Genomic DNA, 22,746 nt, shown 5'->3' with positions numbered 1-22,746 from the left:
GATTCGCTCGGGCTTTTTTTCGCCTCAAATAAAGGAAATCGCCCGTATGTTGGACGCCAATCTTAAAGCCCAGTTGAAATCGTACCTGGAACGGGTCACCCAGCCGATCGAGATCGTTGCCTCCCTCGACGACGGTGCGAAATCCCGTGAAATGCTCGAACTGCTGAAAGACGTTGCCAGTCTTTCGAGCCAAATTACCTTGATCGACAGCGGTGACGATGCTCGCAAGCCATCGTTCTCGATCAACCGCCCGGGCGCCGACATCAGTCTGCGTTTCGCCGGCATCCCGATGGGCCACGAATTCACTTCGCTGGTGCTGGCCTTGCTGCAAGTCGGCGGCCACCCATCGAAAGCCAGCGTTGAAGTGATCGAGCAGATCCGTTCGCTCAAAGGCCAGTTCAGCTTCGAGACCTACTTCTCGCTGTCCTGCCAGAACTGCCCGGACGTGGTCCAGGCGCTGAACCTGATGGCCGTGCTCAACCCGAACATCCGCCACGTCGCCATCGACGGCGCGCTGTTCCAGGACGAAGTCAACGATCGCAAGATCATGGCCGTGCCGAGCATCTACTTGAACGGTGAAAACTTCGGTCAGGGCCGCATGGGCCTGGAGGAGATTCTCGCCAAACTCGACACCGGCGCGATCGAGCGTCAGGCCGAGAAGATCAGCGCCAAAGAAGCCTTTGATGTGTTGGTCGTCGGCGGTGGCCCGGCGGGTGCTTCGGCCGCAATTTACGCTGCACGTAAAGGCATCCGCACCGGTGTCGCGGCTGAGCGTTTCGGCGGGCAGGTGCTCGACACCATGGCCATCGAGAACTTCATTTCCGTACAGGAAACCGAAGGGCCGAAACTGGCCACGGCGCTGGAAGAGCACGTCAAGCAGTACGACGTCGACATCATGAACCTGCAACGCGCCGACAAGCTGATCCCGGGCAAGAACGGCGAGTTGCACGAAGTTCACTTCGCCAGCGGCGCCACCCTTAAAGCCAAGAGCGTGATTCTGGCGACCGGTGCGCGCTGGCGTGAAATGAACGTGCCGGGCGAGCAGGAATACCGCAACAAAGGCGTGGCGTACTGCCCGCACTGCGACGGTCCGCTGTTCAAAGGCAAGCGTGTGGCGGTGATTGGCGGCGGTAACTCCGGCGTTGAAGCAGCCATCGACCTGGCCGGGATCGTGTCGCACGTAACACTGCTGGAGTTCGACGTACAACTGCGTGCCGACGCCGTATTGCAACGCAAACTGCACAGTCTGCCGAACGTCACCGTGATCACCAGTGCGCAAACCACTGAAGTCACCGGTAATGGCGAGAAGGTCAACGGTTTGCGTTACAAGGATCGCAATACTGATGAGTTGCGCACTGTCGAGCTGGAAGGGATTTTCGTGCAGATCGGTTTGCTGCCGAACACCGACTGGCTGAAGGGCACCATCGAGCTGTCGCCGCGTGGTGAGATCATTGTCGATAACCGTGGTGAGACTTCGATCCCGGGGATCTTCGCTGCCGGTGACGTGACGACTGTGCCCTACAAGCAGATCGTGATTGCGGTGGGCGAGGGTGCCAAGGCTTCGCTGAGTGCTTTTGATCACTTGATCCGCACTTCGGCACCGGCTTAAACGTTCAGCCAGAAATGAAAAAACCCGTGAGCGATCACGGGTTTTTTATTGCGCGTGAAAAGCTGCCCCTCACCCCAGCCCTCTCCCGAAGGAGAGGGAGCCGACCGAGGTGTCTGGCGTTTTCCATCGACCTGAATGACCGAGCCGATTATGGATTCGGTAAAGATCTTTCACGTCGGCGGAATTCTTGAATATCCCCCAATCAGTCCCCTCTCCCTATGGGAGAGGGTTAGGGTGAGGGGCTTTTCAGCTTTTACAGCGGCGCAGGCTGAATAATCTCGACCCAGTAACCATCCGGATCCTTGATGAAGGCCAGGCTTTTCATGCGGCCGTCGGTCAGGCGCTTCTGAAAATCGCAACCCAGCTCTTCAAAGCGTGCACACGCCGCGACGATATCCGGAACCGAAATGCAGATATGGCCAAAACCACGCGGATCGGTATTGCCGTTGTGATAGGCGAAATCGGCGTCATTCTCGGTGCCGTGGTTGTGAGTCAATTCCAGAATGCCGGGAATCGACTTCATCCACTCGGTGCGCGCAGCGGCGTCGGCCGGGATCTGTGCTTTGTCGACCAGCGCGAGGAAATACAGGCTGAATTCCGCTTCCGGGAAGTCACGCTTCTCAACCAGCGAGAAACCCAGTACGCGGGTGTAAAAGTCCAAGGATTTGCTGATGTCTTTGACACGCAACATGGTGTGGTTGAAAACGAAGTTTCGGGTTGCGCTGTCTGGCGTGGCGGTGACGCCGGGGAAAGTGTTGAGTTCGTGCAGGCTCATGGGCCCTCCAATAACTATGGGCGAGTGAATGGGCGCAATGATACGCATGCCTGTCGGCATCGCCAAATGAAAGGGCAGACTTGCCCTGCGTGCGGGCGAGCCTCAGACTTTACCGCTCAATCTGCGAGTGCGTCCGGCAATGATCCGACTGTTCAAATCCGTGTTTGTTTTTTCTTTATTGTCGCTTGTGGCGGTGTGCGCGTCAGCGGACGAACCGAGCATCACTTGGCCGGCCGGTTGGCAAGTCGAGGCGCTGCCTGAGGCGACTGCGCAGGTTTTCCGCCAGCGTGGGGTCAAAAACGACGCCGATGGCAATCAGGTGATGGTGATGGAATTGACCATGACTCAGGTTGAGAAGGGGCATCAGGTCAACCTGCAAGGCGTGCTGCTGGAGATGCGCAAGTCGATACAGAAGCACTTCTTCCAGGGTGGCTACCAAAGTGTCTGCAACAAAGTGCATCCGGCCACGCTGGGCACTTTGTCGGCACTGGAAACCACTTGCACGATCACCGAAAACGGTCGGCATGTGTTGTCGCAAACCTTGGTCGCGGCGGTCGAGGCGGACAAGGCTTATGTTCTTTCCTACGCTGGGCAGGCAGAGGTTTATAAGGCGAGCGCAGACGAGATAGTGGCGGTGAGAAACAGCTTGAAACTTTAAGTCGCTGTACTCTTCATGGCTTGATTAGATACCCGAAGGGATTAAGCACAAAGTTTAACGCAGGGCTGCGATCGCAACATTGCGCAGCAAAATGTTTAGCTGTCTGACTCAGCCACGTTACAGAAAAGTCGAAATTGTTAGATGAAATTCATTTCATTTGTTAGATATTGTCAATAAAAAAGCCCTGCATCATGCAGGGCTTTTTTGTTGGCGTCGGATTAACCGCGCAACCAGGAATCAACGGTAGCTGCACCGTATTGTTCCTTCCAGGCTTTCAGGCCGCGATGGTTGCCGCCCTTGGTTTCGATCAGTTCACCGGTGTGCGGGTTGTGATAAACCTTGACCACGCGAGCGCGGCGGGTTTTAGGTGCTGCAGAGGTCTGCAGGCCGGATTTTGCCGGGTTCGGATCGAGAATGGCGATGATGTCTTTCAGGCCTTTGCCGTAGTGTTTCATCAGCCCCTGGAGCTTTTCTTCGAATTCGATTTCTTTCTTGAGCCCGGCATCGTTCTTCAGCGATTCCAGCTGCTTGAGCTGTTCCTGAAGGGCCTTTTCAGCTGCACGAAATTCAGCGAGTCTGGACAATATCTTTACTCCAATAGTGTATTTGGCTGATACCAACCGCAAACAAAGCTGTAAGCCAAGAGCCTTGAAGCGACTCGGTGATAAATGGCTCACCTGCCAATCTTGCTCAGGTTGAAAAAATTGTAGTAGTTAATGCGCCAAGAGTAAATCCTGATGTTGTCTTCATGTAACAACAGCGGTCTTTTGTATCAATTTGGTGCGTCTGGTCGGTACGCTCGTCTTAATCCGGCTTAGTTAATGGTGAGTTAATGCGCTGATGAAGTCCGCTGCCGGCATCGGTTTGCCGAACAGGTAGCCTTGCAGAAAGTTGACGTGATGTGCGGTCAGATAATCGGCCTGCGCCTGAGTTTCGACACCTTCGGCCACAATACCCAAATCAAGCTTGGCCGACAGTTCGATAATGGTGTCGAGAATGTGTCGGGACAGCGCATCGATGCCAATCATGGCGACGAAACTCTGATCGATCTTGAGGAAGTCCACATTGAATTTGCGCAAGTAGCCGAGGCTCGAGTGGCCGGTGCCGAAGTCGTCAATCGCGATCTTCACACCCAGCGCGTGCAGTTGCTCGAACAATTGCCGGGTGATGTCGGTCGGCTCGATCAATTCGCGTTCGGTCAACTCCAATACCAGGCTGATGCTGTCGGGCGCGAACGCGGCGAGGAACGTTCGGCAGTCGTCCACCAACTCCAGGTTTTTGCAGTGGCTCGCGGTGATATTGATGCCGATATGAAACGGCGGGGTGAACGTCGGTGACAATGGGCCTAACAGCGCTGCGGTTTGTTGCATCAGTGCGCGAGTCATCGGCACGATCAACCCCGAATGCTCGGCGAACGGAATAAACAGATCCGGGCGCACCAGACCTTCTTTGGGATGAGCCCAGCGCATCAACACTTCGGCCCCCGACCATGCCTTGCTGTCGCCGTGCACCACGGGCTGAAAGTAAGGAATGAACTCGCCTGCCTCGAGCGCCCGAAGCATCTCGTGGCTCGGAGACGCAGAGCGCTTCTGCAAGACATGGCCGATGGCCCCCGATACCACGCCAAAAAAGATCAACAGACTGAACAGCGGCGGATACTCATCGGCCATGTAGCGCCAGGTTTCGCCCTCGGGAAAACCCGCAGAAACGCTGAACGCATAACGGGAGGAGTCCAAGCTGTTTTGCGCTATCGGCAACGCGGGCAGGGCGCCACTGTGCACTTTGCCGTCGGCCGACAGCCAGTTGTCGCCCACTTGCAACACCAGCAGCATGTGCCGGCCAATCAGACGCAACATGTTGCTTAGATGATAACCGTCCAGTGTTGTCAGGGCGCCGCCGCGACCTTCGCTGAGCCGATAGACCAGCAGAGCGGTGTTGGGTGTCACCGGATTGCCATTCATCAGCCACAACTTGCCCTGGTTGTAGTCGCCCGCGTTGACGGCTTCTTTATAGTCGCCAAACAACGAGCTGCAATAGAGATTGTCGTCCCACACCAGATTGGTCGAGCGCACGAACGGGCGGCGAGTGACTTGCTCGCGTAAAGCGAGTTTGACGTTCTCACACGTCTGGCCGGCCAGTGGCAGCAATTGATGGGCGGCCTGGGCGGTGTTGTCGAGCATCAACTCGAATTGGCGCAACGCCTCTTCGGCAGTCTGTCTTGAACCTTGCTCCAGCGTGCGTTCGGCTTGCATATAAAGAATCGCGCTACCCAGCAGCACCGGAAGCAAACCGCTGAGCAGTGTAAAAACGATGCGGGTGCTGCGCTTGCGGCGGGGTCTGACGGTCAACGGCATGGGCGCATCCTGTCGCGATGGAGTGGGGCTCTCGAATGCAGGCCGGATAACGGCGCGCCGCTGAAAAACACATCAGCCAGAGGGGATGATAGATGGCAGAAGGCGCTCGCGCCGCTCATCAGTGCTGCATCCGCGTTGCCAGCTCGATAAAGGCCAGCGTAGCGGGTGACGCCTGACGCTGATCGAGGACGGCAAGTCCGATCTGACGCTGCACGGCGGGCAACAACGGCCTCTTCACGTAGCGAGGTGAGGCATCGTCCGGCAAAGACCCTTCGGCAACAATCGTGATGGCATCGCCACGGCTGACCGTGTCGAGGGTGCTGAGCAGTTGCGAGCAGCGATAGCGAATGTTCGGTTGCAAACGCGCGGCCGTGAACAATCGCGACACCAGTTCCGCTGAACCGGCCTCGGTCAGCACGAACGGGGTGTCGCACAAGTCCTTGAGGCTCAACGCCGACCGCGCTGTCAGCGGATGGCTCACTGGGAGCAGGGCAACCATCTGGTCTTCGATCAGGGCAAACGTGTCGAAACGCTCTTCGGGCAGTACTACGAAGCCGATGTCGATCCGCCGTTCTTCCAACCATTGAGTCACTTGACGGTCCGGGCCTTCATCGATGTGCACTTCGATGCCCGGATGCGCTTCTCGATAGCGTCGCAGAATATTGGGCAACAGTTTGATCGACGAAGTTGGCCCGAACGAGCCGATGCGCAAGGTGCCGCTTTTCATCCCGCGAGCATCGGCGGCCTCCTGGCGCAGAGTGTTGGCCAGGCCGAGCATGGCGCGGGCACGCAGCAACAATTGTTCGCCGATATCGCTGAGTTCCACTGCCGACTGGTGCCGACGCAGCAGCTCGACCCCCAGTTCCTGCTCCAGCGATTTCATCGCGTGGGACACCGCCGACTGTGAAATCCCCAACCGATGGGCCGCGAGGGTAAAGCCGCGCAGTTGGGCGACCAGCGAGAAGATCTCCAGTTGCGTGAGGGTCATGAGTATTTGCTCATTTTACGATGATGGGGAATGAGGTGAATGATACGGCATTCCTCAACTTCCTAGGTCTGGAGCGTCATGCGCAACGCCGAGCAGCTGCACACATCTTCATCCGACATACCCGTTTACCTGACACTGGCGGCGGTCACCATGATCTGGGGCGGGACCTTTGTCGCCGGGCGTTTTCTGGCCGATAGCCTGAGCCCGGTGTTCGCCGCCAGCCTGCGCTTTTTGCTGGCCAGTGCGGCGTTGCTCGGCTTTTTGTGGCTGGCGCAGATCCCCTTGACGCGGCCGACCCCACGGCAGTGGCTGCAACTGGCACTGCTGGGGTTCTTCGGGATTTTCTTCTACAACCTGTGCTTCTTTTACGGCCTGCAATACATCAACGCCTCGCGCGCCTCGTTGATCGTCGCGTTGAACCCGGCAGTGATCGGTCTGGCCTCGTGGTGGTTGTTCAAAGAACGCCTGGGCCGGATGAAAGTCGCCGGCATCGCGACCTGTATTGTCGGGGCCGGTCTGGTGATCGTCAGCCGCAATCCGCAATTACTGGCTGCAACGCCCGATGCATGGATCGGTGATCTGTTGATTCTCGGCTGTGTGCTGGGATGGGGCGTTTATTCGTTGTTTTCCCGAGAGCTGAATCAGACGCTGGGGCCAGTGCAGACCGTGACGTACTCGATCCTGATCGGCACGCTGATGTTGTGGATTCTGGCGGCCGTACGCGGCGAGCTGAGCTGGGGTGCGCTGAATAACCTCGCCCTGCCGCAATGGCTGAGCTTGATCTACCTCGGTGTCCTCGGCTCGGCGCTGGCCTACATCGGCTACTACGATGGCATTCGTAAAATCGGCGCGACGCGCAGCGGCGTTTTTATCGCTTTGAACCCGTTGACGGCAGTCATCCTTGGCGCGCTGTTACTGGGCGAGCAACTCACGGCGGCCATGTGCATGGGCGGAGCGTTGATCCTGAGCGGCATCTACCTGTGCAACAAACCCCTTGCAGCGGGCGCAAAAAAGCGGATTTTATAGAGAGAGCAGACAAGCCTATTTACGCTGTGTAGAATCGGTTTACGCATACAATAATAATCGTCTTCTGGCAGCAGAAGCCTCGCCCGCAAGAGCCTTGGGTCGACAATGAAGATATTCGGGTTTCAACTGATCTACGGTGACTTCCTCGCCCGCAGTGTGCGTGGCATCTCCTGTGCGCCACCCACCGACCTCGCAGACTGACAAATAACCCAGGTTAATTTGATAAGAATGATGAGGCGTCACCATGACAGATTTATACGAAAACCCAATGGGCCTGATGGGCTTTGAATTCATCGAGCTCGCATCGCCGGTGCCGGGCACCCTGGAGCCGATCTTCGAGATCATGGGCTTCACCAAAGTCGCCACCCACCGCTCCAAGAACGTGCACCTGTACCGTCAGGGCGCAATCAACCTGATCCTCAACAACGAACCGAACAGCGTCGCCTCGTACTTCGCTGCCGAGCACGGCCCTTCGGTGTGCGGCATGGCGTTCCGCGTCAAGGATTCACAAAAAGCCTACAATCGCGCACTGGAACTCGGCGCTCAGCCGATTCATATCGAAACCGGTCCGATGGAGCTGAACCTGCCGGCAATCAAAGGCATCGGCGGCGCGCCGCTGTACCTGATCGACCGTTTCGGCGAAGGCAGCTCGATCTACGACATCGACTTCGTGTTTATCGAAGGCGTTGATCGCAACCCGGTCGGTGCCGGCCTGAAGATCATCGACCACCTGACGCACAACGTGTATCGCGGTCGCATGGCCTACTGGGCGAACTTCTACGAGAAGCTGTTCAACTTCCGCGAGATCCGTTACTTCGATATCAAGGGCGAATACACCGGCCTGACCTCGAAAGCGATGACCGCACCGGACGGCATGATCCGCATCCCGTTGAACGAAGAGTCGTCCAAAGGCGCCGGGCAGATCGAAGAGTTCCTGATGCAGTTCAACGGCGAGGGCATCCAGCACGTTGCGTTCCTCACCGACGACCTGATCAAGACCTGGGATCAGTTGAAGAAGATCGGCATGCGCTTCATGACCGCGCCGCCAGACACCTACTACGAAATGCTCGAAGGCCGTCTGCCGAATCACGGCGAGCCAGTTGATCAGCTGCAATCGCGCGGCATCCTGCTCGACGGCGCCTCGGAGCAGGGCGACAAGCGTCTGCTGCTGCAGATTTTTTCGGAAACCCTGATGGGCCCGGTGTTCTTCGAGTTCATCCAGCGTAAAGGCGATGATGGTTTCGGCGAAGGCAACTTCAAGGCCTTGTTCGAATCGATCGAGCGTGACCAGGTGCGTCGCGGTGTACTCGCAACCGAGTAATCCGCCACTGAACTGAAAAAATCCCGGCCTGCAGAGATGCAGTGCCGGGATTTTTTTTTGCTTCATACAAAACCTGTGGGAGCGAGCCTGCTCGCGAATACGTCCGTTCAATCAGCAACGATGTTGAATGAAAGATCGCATTCGCGAGCAGGCTCGCTCCCACATTTTTGTAGTCGCAGTCAGGGGCGGCGTTGCCGCATCAGATGTTTGAAGCCTTCAAAGACTAGCACCACAACCGCCAGCCAGATCGGAATGTATGTCAGCCATTCCCCGGACTTGATGCTCTCACCGAGCAACAACGCCACACCGAGCAGCAACACCGGCTCAACATAACTCAACAGGCCAAACAGACTGAACGGCAGCAAACGGCTGGCAATGATGTACACCACCAACGCCGACGCACTGATCAATCCAAGCAATGGAATCAGCCACATCAGCCCCGGATATTGTTCGAACACGGCCATGCCTTGTTCGCCGCCCTGCACGAACCAGTACGCGACCGGCAACATCAGGGTCATGTCGACCCAAAGGCCGCCCAGATTGTCAGTCTTCAGGTATTTGCGCAGCACGAAATACAGCGGATAGCCGACCACGACCACCAGCGTCGCCCAGGAAAAGCCGCCGACCTGATACAGCTCATTGAGCACGCCCAGGCTGGCGAAAAACACCGCGACTTTTTGCAGATGCGACAGGCTCTCACCGTAGGCAATCCGCCCGGTCAGCACCATCGCCAGTGGCAGCAGGAAGTAGCCCAGCGAAACATCGAGGCTGTAGCCGTTGAGCGGCGCCCACATGAACAGCCACAATTGCACACCGAGCAGAGCCGCCGAAACGATCAGGCCTGCGATCAATTTCGGCTTTGCCGCCATCAGCCGAACCAGCTCCAGCACCCGCCGCCATTCCCCGGACACCAGCATGAACACGGTCATGCACGGAACGGTCAGTAGCATCCGCCAGCCAAAGATCTCCACGCCACTCAACGGCGTGAGCAACGAAGTGTAGTAATACATGACGGCAAACAGCACCGAGGCTGAAACCGATAGAGCGATACCTTTAGACAAACTGTCCTCGCGGGTTGATGGTCAAACGGGGCGCGAAGGATACGTGGTTTTTGTGTTGAATATTGGCCAAGTGGTCAATATTCCCCACACAAGCCCCTCACCCTAACCCTCTCCCTGAGGGAGAGGGGACTGACCTGGGATGCTTCACGATATTCAGCGACGTGTGAAATATCGAGTCGATTATGGATTCACTACGACAGTTTCAGGCAAAAGCGTAGCCTCAATATCCCCCAATCGGTTCCCTCTCCCTCTGGGAGAGGGCTAGGGTGAGGGCAGGGATCTCAAACCGAACGCGGTTTACGCCCAGACACAAAATGACTCACATCGTTGAACCCCGGTGTCGATGAATGCCCCGGTGTCACCAGCGAATCGATAAACGCCTCATCCTCAGCCGTAATCTTCACCGTCTGCGCCAGGGTGTACGCATCCCATTGCGCCTCAGTGCGCGGCCCGACAATCGCCGATGTGACCGCGCCGTTGTTCAACACCCACGCAATCGCAAACTCGACCATGCCGACCCCGCGTTGCTCAGTGTACTGCTGAATCTGTTGGGCAATGCGCAACGATTCCACGCGCCACTCGGTTTCCAGAATGCGCTTGTCCTGACGCCCGGCGCGGCTGTTCGCGTCCGGTGTCGCGTCCGGCGCGTACTTGCCACTGAGCACGCCACGGGCCAGCGGACTGTAGGGCACCACGCCAAGGCCATAGGTTTGCGCGGCCGTGATCTGTTCGGTCTCGGCCTGACGGTTGACGATGTTGTAAAGCGGCTGACTGATCACCGGACGGTCAACGCCGAGTTTATCGGCGATTCGTATCACCTCGGCAATCCGCCAGCCGCGATAGTTCGACAAACCCCAATAGCGGATCTTGCCCTGACGAATCAGATCGCCAATCGCCGACACACTCACTTCAAGCGGCGTGTTGTGGTCTTCGCGGTGCAGGTAATAGATGTCGAGATAGTCAGTACCGAGCCGGGTCAGACTGGCATCGATGCCATTGAAGATATGTTTGCGGCTCAAACCGCTGCGATTCGGCACGCCGTCCACCGGGCCGAAACCGACCTTGGTCGCCAGCACCCACTCATGTCGATGACGGGCAATCGCTTCACCGACGATCTCTTCGGAACGGCCGTTGGTGTAGACGTCGGCGGTGTCGATGAAATTGATTCCCTGATCCCAGGCCTTGTTGATGATGCGCAGCGAATCCTCGGCGCTGGTCTGCTCGCCAAACATCATCGTGCCGAGGGTGAGGGTGGACACCTGTAACCCTGAGTGACCGAGTGTGCGAAAGCTCATGCCGAAATCCTTTTGTCGGTGGGAAAGGGTTAATCAAATACCAGAAGGGTGCGATGCGGCAAAGTGAATTATTGGCTCAATTCTGCGCAACGTTCTTGCAGAAACCCCTGCAACACCCTGACCCGTTCAGACACTTGAACCCGATGCGGACACAGCAAATTGAACGGCACGCTTTCACCTTGCCAATCATCGAACAACGTTACCAAGCGCCCGGCACGGACGTCTTTGGCAATGTCGAGCCAAGCCTTGTAGGCGATGCCATGCCCGGCCAGCGCCCAGCGGCGGGCAACTTCACCGTCGTCGCTGAGGTAGTCGCCGTGGACTTCCACTTCCTGCGTTTCATCGCCGCGACTGAAACGCCAGCTGTTGTAGGGCCGGACAATTCACCGGGATGTTGCGGGGTGCCATGGCGCGCCAGATAGTCAGGGCTGGCGCAGGCGACGCGGCGGTGTTGCGGTAGAATCGGCGACACGGACGAAGATCTCCAGATCGAGAATCGAGCTCATTGTTAAAAATCCTTTAAAGATCTTTGCGTTTTTTCGGGATTTTTTCGTGATTGGCAAGGTTGGATACTGCAATCAATCACTATCGCAGGAGAGGCGCATGAGCTGGACATTCGATCATCTGGCGTTCAATACCGCTGACGGGCAGACCTTGCAGGAAGATTTCGCCAAGTTGCTCGGGTTGAAGCCGGGCCGTCGGCCGCCGTTTCCGTTTCCCGGTCGCTGGCTGTATCAGGATGAGCACGCGGTGGTGCATGTGATCGAGCGGCCGTTGCCGGATGACACGGAATTGAGCCACATCGCGTTTCGTACCGATGAGCCGGCGGAAACGGTGTTGCAGCGGGTGCGTGACAGTGGATTGCCGTATCAACTGGCGCAGGTGCCGGGCGAGGGGATTGCGCAGATTTTCGTGCAGATGCCGGGTGGTCTGGTGATTGAGCTGGACGCCAAAGCACAGCCCTCACCCTAACCCTCTCCCATAGGGAGAGGGGACTGACCGAGGTGTTTGAGCGAGATACGCCGACGTGCAATACCGAGTCGAACTCAAGTCTTGAAAAGCACCAAAATCGGCTCCCTTTCCCCCTCGCCCCCCTGGGGGAGAGGGCTGGGGTGAGGGGGAAAAGATCTCCAGAACACCACAAAACCCAAGTCGAAACCCCAATAAAAAACGGCCCTGAAAAGGGCCGTTCTTCCATCCATCAAAAACTCAAGCCCGCAACGTTCGCGTCATGCGCAACGCCAGCAAACTCCCGCCGACAATCACCCCCGCCAGCAGATACAACGCCGCATCCGTCGACCCCGTGCTGTCCTTGACCCAACCCACCAGGTACGGACTGAGGAACCCGGCCATCTGCCCCATCGAGTTGATCAACGCCAGACCACCCGCTGCCGCACCCGCGCTCAACATGGCCGTCGGCACCGGCCAGAACATCGGCAGGCCAGTCAGCGCACCCATCGTGGCAATGGTCAGACCGAGAATCGCAATCGCCGGGTTAGCTGCGAAGTTCACCGCAATCACCAGACCGATCGCGCCCATCAGCATCGGTACCACCAAATGCCAGCGACGTTCTTTACGAAGGTCCGCCGAACGCCCGACCACCAGCATGAACACCGCCGCGAGCAGATACGGAATCGCACTCAGCCAACCGATCACCAGGTTATCGCTGAAGCCGAGGTTCTTGATGATCGACGGCAACCAGAAGTTGATCGCGTACACGCCGCTCTGGATGCAGAAGTAGATCAGACCAAACGCCCAGATCGCCGGGTTCTTGAACACCGCCAGCAGCGAGTCGGAAGTGGTTTTCGGCTTGTTCGCCAGGTCTTCAGCCTGATCCGCCTCCAGCACCGCGCGCTCATGCGGGCTCAACCATTTGGCGTTGGCGAAGCTGTCGCTCAGCAGGAAATAGGCGAGGGCGCCGAGGATCACCGTCGGAATACCCTGCAGCAGGAACATCCACTGCCAGCCGGCCAAACCACCCTGGCCCGCCGCGAAGTGATTGAGAATCCAGCCAGAGAACGGGCTGCCGAGCAAACCGGACACCGGGATCGCCGACATGAACAGCGCCATGATCCGGCCACGGCGGAAGGTTGGGAACCACTGCGAGAGGTACAGCACGACACCTGGGAAGAACCCGGCTTCGGCCGCACCGGTGAACAGCCGCAGGGTGTAGAACTCGGTCGGGGTGGTGACGAACAACAGGCAGGTCGACAGCGTGCCCCAGGTGATCATCATCACGGCGATCCAGCGCCGTGGGCCGAATCGGGTCAATGCGAGGTTGCTCGGCACGCCGCACAGCACGTAGCCGATGAAGAAAATACCGGCACCGAGGCCGTACACGGTTTCGCTGAATTTCAGGGCGTCGAGCATCTGCAGTTTGGCAAATCCAACGTTGACCCGGTCGAGGTAGTTGAACAAGTAGCAGATGAAAATGAAGGGGATCAAACGCAGGGTGATGCGTTTGTAGACGGCGTTTTTATCGTCATCGATGGTCTGGGTAGCTGCGGCGCTCTGCGACATAGCGGCTCTCTCTTTATTATGATTTTTTGCGATGCAAAGGGTAACGTTGATCGCCCCGAGAGTCTCGGTCACCTTTGGCCGGATTGTCTTTGTGCCTGAGCACAGGGTTTGCCGCCAGACCCTGTGCGGGTGAACAACCGACTGCCGCGTTTTTCAAGGATCTTGCCCATCATGTTTGAACTCGATCACGACCTCGCCCAGGACATCGTCGACCGGGCCATGGCCATTTTGCCGTACAACGTCAACGTCATGGACAGCCAGGGGCTGATCCTCGGCAGCGGTGAACCGGAGCGCATCAACACCCGTCACGAGGGGGCGCAACTGGTGCTGGCCAACGGTCGCGTGGTGGAGATCGATGCGCAAACGGCCGTGCATCTGAAGGGCGTGCAACCGGGGATCAACCTGCCGCTGTTGCTCGATCAGCGCTTGATCGGTGTGCTCGGCATCACCGGTGAGCCGGAGCAGTTGCGCACGTACGCCGAACTGGTACGCATGACCGCCGAGATGCTCGTCGGCCAGCGCAATCAGCAGGCCGAGCAGCAATGGCGGCGCCAGCGTTGCGATGATCTGCTGGCGTTGCTGTTGAGCGAGGCAGGGGACTCGCCGCGATTGGTCGATGAGGCGCAGCAGCTTGGACTAAAACCGCAATTGACGCGGGTGCCGTATCTATTCGAACTGGGCCTTGAACATGGGCCGGGGCAAACCGTTGAGGCGCTGAGTGCCTGGCTGATGTCGCGTTATCCCGATAGCTGGTGCGTGAGTTCGGCGAAGTCATCGCTGCTGTGGTGTCGGCCGGCGAGCCAGCACGTCGAGCATGATCGCTTGCTGGAAAAACTCGACGGTCTCGGCTGGAAAGTTCTGCGCATTGCCGTGGGCGGGCAGGCCGATGGACTCGCCGGTCTGCGTCGTTGTTATCGGCGCGTGGGCGACTTGCTCGCCTATGGCCGGGAAGTGTTGCCGCACTCGCGGCTGCTGACGCTGAACCGCTATCGGTTGCCAGTGATGCTGTGGCGGCATCGCAACGATGATGCGCTGGACGAATTGCTCAAACCGCTACGCAAGGTGATCGCCAAGGACGGCAACGGCCAGTTGCTGGCGACGTTGCGCAGTTGGTGCGAGCACGATGGCCAGAGTCAGGCCTGTGCCGATGCATTGGGGATTCATCGCAACAGTTTGCGTTATCGGATGGAGCGGATTGCCGAGTTGAGTGGGGTTGATCCGCTTAGGCTGGACGGGATGTTGGCGCTGTATCTTGGGGTGCAGCTGCTGCCGCAGACCGACCTGTCGGCATGAGGCGTTCTTCTGGACGCCATCGCGAGCAGGCTCACTCCTACATTTGGAATGCATTCCCCTGTAGGAGTGAGCCTGCTCGCGATGGCGGCGGTACATTCACCGCAGAGCCTTTTGTGAAAATGAACAATAAACGCCCCCGCCACTTGTGCAGCGGACCGGCGTCAATACGCAGGCCGACTGGCAGCATGAGGGGCATTGCAACCGGAGAATTCGCATGAAGATCGTCATCGCCCCCGACTCGTTCAAGGACAGCCTGAGTGCCCAAGGCGTCGCTGAAGCCATTGCCCTTGGCCTGGCCCAGGTCTGGCCGCAGGCCACACTGGTCAAATGCCCGATGGCCGATGGCGGCGAAGGCACGGTCGAATCGATCCTCGCCGCCTGCGAAGGCGAACTGCGCCGCACCCGCGTGCGCGGCCCGCTGGGCACAGCTGTCGACGCTGCATGGGGCTGGTTGCCGCACAACCACACCGCAATCATTGAAATGGCCGAGGCCAGCGGCTTGCAACTGGTGCCGCTGGGGCAACGCGATGCCTGCATCAGCAGCACTTTCGGCACCGGCGAACTGATTCGCGCAGCACTGGATGCCGGCGCGCAGCGGGTAATTCTGGCGATTGGCGGCAGTGCGACCAACGATGGCGGCGCAGGGGCGATGCAAGCGTTGGGCGTGAAGTTGCTTGATGCGCAGAGTCAATCGCTGGTACCTGGCGGCCTGGCGTTGGCGCAACTGGCACAACTGGACCTGAGCGAACTCGACCCGCGTCTGGCAAAGGTGCGCTTCGACATCGCTGCTGATGTGAACAACCCGCTGTGCGGCCCGCACGGTGCCTCGGCGATTTTCGGCCCGCAGAAAGGCGCCTCGCCGGCGCAGGTGCAGCAACTCGATCAGGCGTTGGGCCACTTCGCCGAACTGTGCGCGCAAGCATTGGGCAAAGACGTTCGCGACGAACCGGGCAGTGGCGCGGCGGGCGGTTTGGGCTTTGCCGCCAAGGCCTTTCTCGGGGCGCAGTTTCAAGCCGGGGTGGAAGTGGTTGCCGAACTGGTCGGCCTCGCCGAAGCCGTTGAAGGTGCCGATCTGGTGATCACCGGGGAAGGGCGCTTCGATGCCCAGACCTTGCGCGGCAAGACGCCGTTCGGCGTGGCGCGGATTGCCAAGCAACACGATGTACCGGTGATTGTCATCGCCGGCACCTTGGGCGAGGGTTACCAAGAACTTTACGATCATGGCATCGATGCGGCGTTCGCCGTGACCAGCGGGCCGATGACGCTGGAGCAGGCCTGCGCCGAAGCACCACGTTTGTTGCGCGAACGCGCTACCGATATTGCCCGCGTCTGGCAGATGGCGAAACACAACGTGTGAAACAGGTCTACAGGGTGTTTCAATCTTGTAACACCCTGAAAAATAGTTACCCCTGACCCGCAATCTTCCTAAAGCCTGGCCGATACAGCTAACAGGCGCGCACATAACTTCCTAAAACAGTGACGCCGGACTGAGCCCGCCCCCCTCGGGCCAGTGATGACGCATGGACGCTCGTAGTTTCTATCTTTCGAGAGCTCAACTATGTCCCTGCGTAACCTGAATATCGCGCCCCGTGCCTTCCTCGGTTTTGCCTTTATCGCCTTGCTGGTGATCGTGCTCGGCGTGTTCGCCGTCAACCGTATGTCGATCATCCGGCAGGCGTCCGTCGAGATGAATTCGACGCAACTTCCCAGCGTGACGCAACTTGCCGTAGTGACAGAAAACGTCCTGCGTCTGCGCATTCTGTCGTTCCGCGTGCTGGTCAACCGCGAAGCGGCCGGTTTGCAGGAGGCGCAGACCCGCATCGGCGTTCTGGTCGACAAGGTTCGCGCCGCGCAGGCCAGTTACGCCGCACTGCCGGCAAGTCCGGAAGAACGGGCGTTGTACCAGACCTTCGCGACCACGCTGGACAACTACCTGCAAGCGCAGAATCAGATGATGGAGCTGTCGCGCCAGGACAAACTCGACGAGATGCGCAGCCTGATCAACACGCGGATCAAGGACGGTACCGACCAGATGGGCGAGCAGCTCAATAAACTGATCGTCATGAATGCTTCCGACGCGAAAACCGCTTCGATTCAGGCCGGCCAATATTATGACAGCGCCATCACCGGCATCATTATCGTCGCCGTTTTCGCGGCCATTGCCACGGTGCTACTGGCCTGGTTGCTGACCCGCAGCATCGTTACGCCGCTGAACCGTGCGGTGCAGGCCGCGCAAACCATTGCTGACGGCAACCTCACCAAGGTCATCGAAGTCGATGGAAAGGACGAAGCGACGCAGTTACTGCAGGCGCTCGCCACCATGCAAACCAACCTGCGCAAAACCATCGAGCAGATCGCCGGTTCCGCCACGCAACTGGGCGCTGCTGCCGAAGAGCTCAGCGCGGTGACCGAAGAAGCCTCCCGTGGCCTGCAGCAGCAGAACAACGAAATCGAACAAGCCGCCACCGCCGTCAACGAGATGACCGCCGCCGTCGAGGAAGTGGCGCGCAACGCCGTGTCGACTTCGGAAGCCTCGAACCAGTCGACCCATGCCGCCCGTGAAGGTCGCGACCAAGTGGTGAAAACCGTCGACGCGATCCAGACCATGACCCACGACGTGCAGAACACCGCGCAGATGATCGAAGGTCTCGCCGCGCAGGGCCGCGACATCGGCAAAGTGCTCGACGTAATCCGTGCCATCGCCGAACAGACCAACCTGCTGGCGCTCAACGCCGCGATCGAAGCCGCGCGCGCCGGTGAAGCCGGACGTGGTTTTGCCGTGGTCGCAGACGAAGTGCGGGCACTGGCCCATCGCACCGCGCAGTCGACCCAGGAAATCGAAAAAATGGTCGCCGGCATCCAGAACGGTACCGGCGAAGCGGTTTCGTCGATGCAGCAAAGCAACCAGCGCACCCAGACCACTCTGGAAATGGCCCGCGCGGCCGGTGTTGCGCTGGAGCAGATCACCCAGTCGATCCACCAGATCAACGAGCGCAACCTGGTCATCGCCAGCGCCTCGGAAGAACAGGCGCAAGTCTCGCGCGAGGTCGACCGCAACCTGGTCAACATCCGCGACCTGGCCACGCAATCGGCCGCCGGGGCCAATCAGACCAGCGCTGCGACCCACGAATTGTCGCGCCTGGCGGTGGATTTGAACGCCATGGTGGCGCGTTTCGTGATTTGAGAAATACGGAATTGTCTGAAGTGGGCTGAAACAGGTTATTGCTTCAGCCCGTTTTGACAAATCGTTGTTTCAAGAAAGGTTTACTTTAATACTTTCGTAAGCTGAGAACGGTCCTTTATTTCCTGCACGATCTACAAGCCTGTAAAAAGCAAGTTTATCGCCGGAGCCATATGCACGGATAATTTCGCCACTCAGTTTGATAACAGTAGGTGAGCTCGAGTCATGCACCGTTGTAATGATGATAGGACTATTCGTAAGTGAGTCATAGTGAAATTCGATACTGTCGCAGGCTCGTTGCTGCAGATAGCGGGGAATGGTTACCAAAACTTCATCACCGTGTTCGTCTAGATACTTCTGTGTAATCCCGTCACTGATGACCTCTTGCGGAAACCGTACAATTTCTCCAGGACTGCCGTAGTTTGGAGCTGTTACATCGATCGTAAAAGGCGTGCTCTCTGACGTCTCTGGATTCCCTGCTGTATTCACTATGTATGAAACCTGGTGTACACCTTCATTTTGCAGGTAGTGCTCGGGGATATGGACTGCAAATGGGAAAAGCGCTGGATCAATAGGCGTCACGAAATTAAAGTTTGCCACTCTCTTCCCGTTTAAGAGCAGTATCAATGTTACGGGTACGTTTAGTGGATTATCTGAACCTGGCCATTTCTGAATCAATAATTGCAGGGGGGCTGCCAACGCACTCAATGGCAACAAGTTAACTTGACTGTCAGGAAAGTTTACTAACGCGGCGGGGATTGCCGGTGGGGCCAGTTCGAGAATTTCTTCATTAAGATTTGTCATCGTTTTAACGCTCCGTTGTTTCGATAAGAAAGACCTGCAAATGTTTTCGCAGGTTAATTAAGAGGGCGTTCTTGAAATTGGTCTACTGTCAACTCTGACAGGTAGGCATCCGACCGGAAATCGAGCACAGTACGAAGTTTTTCTTCAAATCCATCTTGCGGACAAAACGGCTGGCGCGTTTCGTGATTTGAGATACGGTGAAGGCTGGAGACCGCGCAATCAGGAGACGTACATGCGCTATTCAGCCTTGACCCAACGAATCGCCGGAGAAGGAGCCGCCGCCTGGCAGATTCACGACCGAGCGCTGGAGTTGCGCGCCGAGGGTGTCGATATCCTGCTGCTGAGCATTGGCGATCCGGATTTCGACACACCCCTGCCGATTGTCCACGGCGCGATCGACAGCTTGCTCGCTGGCGATACCCATTATTCCGAAGTACGTGGCCGTTTGGCGCTGCGCACGCTGATTGCCGAACGCCATCGTCGACGCAGCGGCCAAGCGGTGGATGCCGACCATGTGATCGTCATGCCCGGCGCGCAATGCGCGGTGTATTCGGTGGCGCAATGCTTGCTGGATCCGGGCGATGAAGTGATTGTTGCCGAACCGATGTATGTCACCTACGAAGGCGTGTTTGGCGCTTGCGGCGCGACGGTGGTGCCGGTGCCGGTACGCCCGGAAAACGGTTTTCGCGTCGACCCGGTCGATGTCGCTGCGCGCATCACGCCGAAAACCCGCGCCATGCTGTTGAACAGTCCGAACAATCCGTCTGGCGCGAGCCTGTCACTGCTGATCTGGCAAGAACTGGCGGCACTGTGCGTGCGCCATGATTTGTGGCTGATCAGCGACGAGGTTTACAGCGAGCTGCTTTATGAAGGTCAGCACGTCAGCCCGGCGAGTCTGCCGGGCATGGCTGAACGCACGGCGACGATCAACAGCCTGTCGAAATCCCACGCCATGACCGGGTGGCGCATCGGCTGGATGATCGGGCCGAAATCGCTGGCCGAGCATTTGGTCAATTTGTCGCTGAGCATGTTGTTCGGGCTGCCGGATTTTGTGCAGAAAGCCGCAGAGATTGCGTTGGAAAGCGATTTGCCGGAGGTGACGCAGATGCGCGAGGAGTATCGCCTGCGTCGGGATCTGGTTTGCGAACGTCTAAGCGGTTGTCCGGGGCTGTACCCGATCCGTCCGGATGGCGGCATGTTTGTGATGGTTGATGTGCGCCAGACCGGTCTCGGCGCACAGGCGTTTGCCGAACGGTTGCTGGAGGGCTATGGCGTGTCGGTGCTTGCCGGTGAAGCGTTCGGGCCGAGTGCGGCGGGGCATATTCGCATCGGGCTGGTGCTGGACCGGGTGAAACTGGCGGATGCCTGTGCGCGGATTGCGCTGTGTGCGGCGCAGCTTCTGCAGGCGCGTAGTGCCTGACACTTCACCGATTGATCGTTCCCACGCGCAGCAAAGGAATGCCTCAAGGGACGCTCCGCGTTCCAGCTTCCAGAAGGGACGCAGAGCGTCCCGGGCTGCATTCCCACGCAGAGCGTGGGAACGATCAGGTCTCAGCCCTGCCAGGCCGATGGATTCACCAGATTCGCCGGTTTCTCCCCACTCAACGCCGCCAACAGATTCTCCACCGCACACCGCGCCATCGCCTCACGCGTCTCATGCGTCGCCGAGCCCATGTGCGGTGTCGCCACCACATTATTCAGCTGCAACAGCGGCGAATCATGATTCAACGGTTCACGCTCAAACACATCCAGCCCCGCCGCACGAATCCGCTGATGACGCAGCGCATCGACCATCGCCGCCTCATCGACCACCTTGCCCCGCGAGATATTGATGAAGATGCTGTCCGGGCGCATCAGCGCGAACTGCTCGGCGCCGATCAAGCCTTCGGTCTGCGCCGTCAGCGGCAAGGTCAGGCAAATAAAATCGGCCTGCTTGAGCAAGTCTTCAAGGCTGCGATACTGCGCATCGAAACGCGCCTCGACCGCCGGTTTACGCGACTGGCTGTGATAGATCACCGGCATTCCAAACCCGAAATGCCCGCGCTGCGCCAATGCTTCGCCGATGCGGCCCATGCCGATGATGCCCAGCGTCTTGCCATGCACATCGGTGCCGAAATGCGCCGGGCCGATATTGCGGCTCCATTGCCCGCTGCGCACCATGTTCGCCAGTTCGACCACGCGCCGGGCGGCGGCGAGGATCAAGGCGAAACCGGTGTCGGCGGTGGTTTCGGTGAGCACGTCCGGGGTGTTGCTCAGCAGGATCCTGCGTTGGCTCAGGTAATCGATGTCGTAGTTGTCGACACCCACCGAAACACTGGCGATAGCTTCAAGCTGCGGCGCCAGATCGAGCAACGCGGCATCGAGCTTCAGGCTGGCGCCGAGCAAACCATGGGCACGGGGCAGGGCATCGCGCAGTTGCATCAGACCGTCGGCGTCGAGGCTATTGATCAGCGTCACTTCGCACTGTTCTTGCAAACGCGCCATCAGCGCAGGCGAAAGTTTCTTGTACAACACGACCTGTTTTTTCATGGCAAAAGTCTCTTCAGGAATGCGCTGGCACGGCACGCGTGGCAACGGCTTTGGCGACGACGCGATCACTGGCGCCGGGCTTGAGAAAAATCGTCAGCACCACCGACAACAGCAACGCGCCGCTCATCAGCAGATACGAAGCACCGGGCGAACCGGTGGAGCTGTTCAAATAACCGACCAGATACGAACCGCCGAACGAACCGAGCGCGCCCATGCTGTTGATCAGCGCCATCGCGCCACCGGCAACGTTGGCGGGCAGAATCTCCGGGACGATGGCAAAGAACGGCCCGTAAGGTGCGTACATGCACGCGCCGGCAATCACCAGCAGCGTGTACGACCACCAGAAGTGTTCGGCACCCAGTGCGTAAGAACCGTAAAACGCAATGGACGCGATCAGCAGCGGCGGCCAGACAAAGCGTTTGCGCTTCTGCAACTTGTCCGAACCCCACGACACCACGAGCATGCCGATCACCGCCGCCAGATACGGCAGCGCCGACAGCCAGCCGGCTTCGATCATGTCCATTTGCGCGCCGGCCTTGAGGATCGACGGCAGCCACAGCACAAAGCCGTAAACACCGATGCTCCAGCAGAAAAACTGCAGCGCGAGAATGATCACCTTCGGTGAACGGAACGCCTCGGCGTAGTTCTTCACCGCTTTGATGCCGACCTGTTCAGCGGCGAGTGCGCTTTCCAGATCCTGCTTTTCCTGGTCGTTGAGCCACTTGGCCTCGGACGGACGATCATCGGCCAGACGCCACCAGATAAACGCCCACAGCACCGCCGGCAGGCCTTCGATGATGAACATCCAGCGCCAGCTGAAATGCTGCACCAGATAGCCCGAAACCACTGACATCCACAGCATCGTCACTGGGTTGCCGAGAATCAGAAAAGTGTTGGCCCGCGAGCGTTCGGCGCGGGTGAACCAATGACACAGATAGACCAGCATCGCCGGCATCACTGCCGCTTCGACGACGCCGAGCATGAAGCGAATGACGATCAGCCAATAGGCATTGGAGACCACGCCGGTCAACGTGGCGAGACCGCCCCAGAGAATCAGGCTGACAAAAATCAGCTTCTTCACGCTGTGTTTTTGCGCGTAGATCGCACCGGGTACCTGGAAGAAGAAGTAACCGAGAAAGAACAGTGCACCGAGCAGTGATGACAGGCCCGGGGTGATCATCAGGTCTTCGGCCATGCCCGATGCAGCGGCGAAACCGTAGTTGGCGCGATCCAGATACGCCAGGCTATAGGTGATGAACACAATCGGCATGATGTACCACCAGCGGCGGGTGGCGAGAGTTGCGGTTTTCATGGGTCTTGCTCCTGAGCTTG

Annotated in this window: 19 protein-coding genes and 1 pseudogene; 9 read left to right on the top strand and 11 right to left on the bottom strand. The window is 58.4% G+C overall.

Translation table 11 applies throughout. The features are described from left to right. Positions 1-46: 46 nt before the first annotated feature. A complete protein-coding gene (gene ahpF / locus CKW17_RS18480; protein ID WP_095120931.1) occupies positions 47-1,609 on the top strand; it encodes an alkyl hydroperoxide reductase subunit F in 1,563 nt (520 codons plus the stop codon). Between the two features lie 253 nt (positions 1,610-1,862). Here ahpF and gloA read toward each other — a convergent pair whose 3' ends face one another. Further along, positions 1,863-2,384, bottom strand: a complete 522-nt coding sequence (gloA, locus tag CKW17_RS18475; RefSeq protein ID WP_038368197.1) for a lactoylglutathione lyase — start codon at positions 2,382-2,384, stop codon at positions 1,863-1,865. A 139-nt stretch (positions 2,385-2,523) separates the two neighbouring features. On the opposite strand from gloA, the gene CKW17_RS18470 reads away from it, so the two are divergent. After that, complete coding sequence (locus CKW17_RS18470; protein ID WP_095120930.1) at positions 2,524-3,042, top strand: DUF4946 domain-containing protein; 519 nt, start codon at positions 2,524-2,526, stop codon at positions 3,040-3,042. Between the two features lie 218 nt (positions 3,043-3,260). Here CKW17_RS18470 and CKW17_RS18465 read toward each other — a convergent pair whose 3' ends face one another. The 3 genes from CKW17_RS18465 to CKW17_RS18455 all read right to left on the bottom strand — a co-directional run bounded on the left by CKW17_RS18465 (position 3,261) and on the right by CKW17_RS18455 (position 6,384). Continuing rightward, positions 3,261-3,626, bottom strand: coding sequence for a histone-like nucleoid-structuring protein, MvaT/MvaU family (locus tag CKW17_RS18465; protein WP_077573093.1), 366 nt, complete (start codon positions 3,624-3,626; stop codon positions 3,261-3,263). Positions 3,627-3,860: 234 nt separating this feature from the next. After that, complete coding sequence (locus tag CKW17_RS18460) at positions 3,861-5,396, bottom strand: cyclic diguanylate phosphodiesterase (RefSeq protein WP_095120929.1); 1,536 nt, start codon at positions 5,394-5,396, stop codon at positions 3,861-3,863. A gap of 118 nt (positions 5,397-5,514) precedes the next feature. After that, a complete protein-coding gene (locus CKW17_RS18455) occupies positions 5,515-6,384 on the bottom strand; it encodes a LysR family transcriptional regulator (protein ID WP_095120928.1) in 870 nt (289 codons plus the stop codon). Positions 6,385-6,462: 78 nt separating this feature from the next. Here CKW17_RS18455 and CKW17_RS18450 point away from each other — a divergent pair, with 78 nt between their 5' ends. Together CKW17_RS18450 and hppD are read left to right on the top strand one after the other, a co-directional pair. Then, positions 6,463-7,410 carry a DMT family transporter gene (locus CKW17_RS18450; protein WP_095120927.1) on the top strand — a complete coding sequence of 316 codons (948 nt, stop codon included), beginning with the start codon at positions 6,463-6,465 and terminating at the stop codon, positions 7,408-7,410. Between the two features lie 244 nt (positions 7,411-7,654). After that, on the top strand, positions 7,655-8,731 hold the full coding sequence (gene hppD, locus CKW17_RS18445) for a 4-hydroxyphenylpyruvate dioxygenase (RefSeq protein WP_016984437.1): 1,077 nt from the start codon (positions 7,655-7,657) through the stop codon (positions 8,729-8,731). Between the two features lie 179 nt (positions 8,732-8,910). On the opposite strand, the gene rarD is transcribed toward hppD, so the two are convergent. The 3 genes and pseudogenes from rarD to CKW17_RS18430 form a co-directional block, all read right to left on the bottom strand. After that, positions 8,911-9,792, bottom strand: coding sequence for an EamA family transporter RarD (rarD, locus tag CKW17_RS18440; RefSeq protein WP_095120926.1), 882 nt, complete (start codon positions 9,790-9,792; stop codon positions 8,911-8,913). Positions 9,793-10,073: 281 nt separating this feature from the next. Continuing rightward, on the bottom strand, positions 10,074-11,087 hold the full coding sequence (locus tag CKW17_RS18435) for an aldo/keto reductase (RefSeq protein ID WP_095120925.1): 1,014 nt from the start codon (positions 11,085-11,087) through the stop codon (positions 10,074-10,076). A gap of 68 nt (positions 11,088-11,155) precedes the next feature. Next, positions 11,156-11,556: pseudogene (locus tag CKW17_RS18430) on the bottom strand (substrate binding domain-containing protein); the annotation flags it as partial. 134 nt (positions 11,557-11,690) lie between these two features. Here CKW17_RS18430 and CKW17_RS18425 point away from each other — a divergent pair. After that, positions 11,691-12,059 (top strand): hypothetical protein, encoded by a 369-nt coding sequence (locus tag CKW17_RS18425; RefSeq protein ID WP_095120924.1) that lies wholly within the window; start codon positions 11,691-11,693, stop codon positions 12,057-12,059. Positions 12,060-12,296: 237 nt separating this feature from the next. On the opposite strand, the gene CKW17_RS18420 is transcribed toward CKW17_RS18425, so the two are convergent. Next, positions 12,297-13,607 carry an MFS transporter gene (locus CKW17_RS18420; protein WP_095120923.1) on the bottom strand — a complete coding sequence of 437 codons (1,311 nt, stop codon included), beginning with the start codon at positions 13,605-13,607 and terminating at the stop codon, positions 12,297-12,299. 171 nt (positions 13,608-13,778) lie between these two features. Between CKW17_RS18420 and CKW17_RS18415 the strand changes: the two genes are divergently transcribed. The 3 genes from CKW17_RS18415 (at position 13,779) to CKW17_RS18405 (ending at position 18,084) form a co-directional block, all read left to right on the top strand. Beyond that, complete coding sequence (locus CKW17_RS18415; RefSeq protein WP_095120922.1) at positions 13,779-14,900, top strand: sugar diacid recognition domain-containing protein; 1,122 nt, start codon at positions 13,779-13,781, stop codon at positions 14,898-14,900. Between the two features lie 214 nt (positions 14,901-15,114). After that, positions 15,115-16,257, top strand: coding sequence for a glycerate kinase (locus tag CKW17_RS18410; protein WP_095120921.1), 1,143 nt, complete (start codon positions 15,115-15,117; stop codon positions 16,255-16,257). A 201-nt stretch (positions 16,258-16,458) separates the two neighbouring features. After that, positions 16,459-18,084 (top strand): methyl-accepting chemotaxis protein, encoded by a 1,626-nt coding sequence (locus CKW17_RS18405; RefSeq protein ID WP_095120920.1) that lies wholly within the window; start codon positions 16,459-16,461, stop codon positions 18,082-18,084. Between the two features lie 69 nt (positions 18,085-18,153). Here the strand turns inward: CKW17_RS18405 and CKW17_RS18400 are convergent, their stop codons facing one another. After that, on the bottom strand, positions 18,154-18,885 hold the full coding sequence (locus CKW17_RS18400; protein ID WP_095120919.1) for a hypothetical protein: 732 nt from the start codon (positions 18,883-18,885) through the stop codon (positions 18,154-18,156). Between the two features lie 232 nt (positions 18,886-19,117). Here CKW17_RS18400 and CKW17_RS18395 point away from each other — a divergent pair, with 232 nt between their 5' ends. Beyond that, positions 19,118-20,305, top strand: coding sequence for a pyridoxal phosphate-dependent aminotransferase (locus CKW17_RS18395; RefSeq protein WP_095120918.1), 1,188 nt, complete (start codon positions 19,118-19,120; stop codon positions 20,303-20,305). Positions 20,306-20,436: 131 nt separating this feature from the next. On the opposite strand, the gene CKW17_RS18390 is transcribed toward CKW17_RS18395, so the two are convergent. Together CKW17_RS18390 and CKW17_RS18385 are read right to left on the bottom strand one after the other, a co-directional pair. Beyond that, positions 20,437-21,414: a D-glycerate dehydrogenase gene (locus CKW17_RS18390; RefSeq protein ID WP_095120917.1), complete on the bottom strand. Its 978-nt coding sequence runs from the start codon at positions 21,412-21,414 to the stop codon at positions 20,437-20,439. Between the two features lie 13 nt (positions 21,415-21,427). Beyond that, on the bottom strand, positions 21,428-22,726 hold the full coding sequence (locus CKW17_RS18385; protein WP_095120916.1) for an MFS transporter: 1,299 nt from the start codon (positions 22,724-22,726) through the stop codon (positions 21,428-21,430). Between the last annotated feature and the right edge of the window lie 20 nt (positions 22,727-22,746).

The organism is Pseudomonas sp. Irchel s3f10 (genome assembly GCF_900187515.1).
In the GTDB taxonomy this organism is placed as follows: Bacteria; Pseudomonadota; Gammaproteobacteria; order Pseudomonadales; family Pseudomonadaceae; genus Aquipseudomonas; species Aquipseudomonas tensinigenes.
Note: the sequence above shows the minus strand (reverse complement) of the source record. Positions and strands in the feature narration are given on the sequence as shown.

What these genes read in the sequence shown, in the direction of transcription:
- CKW17_RS18420 (WP_095120923.1), bottom strand. Translation starts at nt 13,607, where the DNA reads ATGTCGCAGAGCGCCGCAGCTACCCAGACCATCGATGACGATAAAAAC.
- hppD (WP_016984437.1), top strand. Translation starts at nt 7,655, where the DNA reads ATGACAGATTTATACGAAAACCCAATGGGCCTGATGGGCTTTGAATTC.
- CKW17_RS18455 (WP_095120928.1), bottom strand. Translation starts at nt 6,384, where the DNA reads ATGACCCTCACGCAACTGGAGATCTTCTCGCTGGTCGCCCAACTGCGC.
- gloA (WP_038368197.1), bottom strand. Translation starts at nt 2,384, where the DNA reads ATGAGCCTGCACGAACTCAACACTTTCCCCGGCGTCACCGCCACGCCA.
- CKW17_RS18395 (WP_095120918.1), top strand. Translation starts at nt 19,118, where the DNA reads ATGCGCTATTCAGCCTTGACCCAACGAATCGCCGGAGAAGGAGCCGCC.
- CKW17_RS18400 (WP_095120919.1), bottom strand. Translation starts at nt 18,885, where the DNA reads ATGACAAATCTTAATGAAGAAATTCTCGAACTGGCCCCACCGGCAATC.
- CKW17_RS18390 (WP_095120917.1), bottom strand. Translation starts at nt 21,414, where the DNA reads ATGAAAAAACAGGTCGTGTTGTACAAGAAACTTTCGCCTGCGCTGATG.
- CKW17_RS18425 (WP_095120924.1), top strand. Translation starts at nt 11,691, where the DNA reads ATGAGCTGGACATTCGATCATCTGGCGTTCAATACCGCTGACGGGCAG.
- CKW17_RS18415 (WP_095120922.1), top strand. Translation starts at nt 13,779, where the DNA reads ATGTTTGAACTCGATCACGACCTCGCCCAGGACATCGTCGACCGGGCC.
- ahpF (WP_095120931.1), top strand. Translation starts at nt 47, where the DNA reads ATGTTGGACGCCAATCTTAAAGCCCAGTTGAAATCGTACCTGGAACGG.
- CKW17_RS18460 (WP_095120929.1), bottom strand. Translation starts at nt 5,396, where the DNA reads ATGCCGTTGACCGTCAGACCCCGCCGCAAGCGCAGCACCCGCATCGTT.
- CKW17_RS18410 (WP_095120921.1), top strand. Translation starts at nt 15,115, where the DNA reads ATGAAGATCGTCATCGCCCCCGACTCGTTCAAGGACAGCCTGAGTGCC.
- CKW17_RS18435 (WP_095120925.1), bottom strand. Translation starts at nt 11,087, where the DNA reads ATGAGCTTTCGCACACTCGGTCACTCAGGGTTACAGGTGTCCACCCTC.
- CKW17_RS18450 (WP_095120927.1), top strand. Translation starts at nt 6,463, where the DNA reads ATGCGCAACGCCGAGCAGCTGCACACATCTTCATCCGACATACCCGTT.
- CKW17_RS18405 (WP_095120920.1), top strand. Translation starts at nt 16,459, where the DNA reads ATGTCCCTGCGTAACCTGAATATCGCGCCCCGTGCCTTCCTCGGTTTT.
- CKW17_RS18470 (WP_095120930.1), top strand. Translation starts at nt 2,524, where the DNA reads ATGATCCGACTGTTCAAATCCGTGTTTGTTTTTTCTTTATTGTCGCTT.
- CKW17_RS18385 (WP_095120916.1), bottom strand. Translation starts at nt 22,726, where the DNA reads ATGAAAACCGCAACTCTCGCCACCCGCCGCTGGTGGTACATCATGCCG.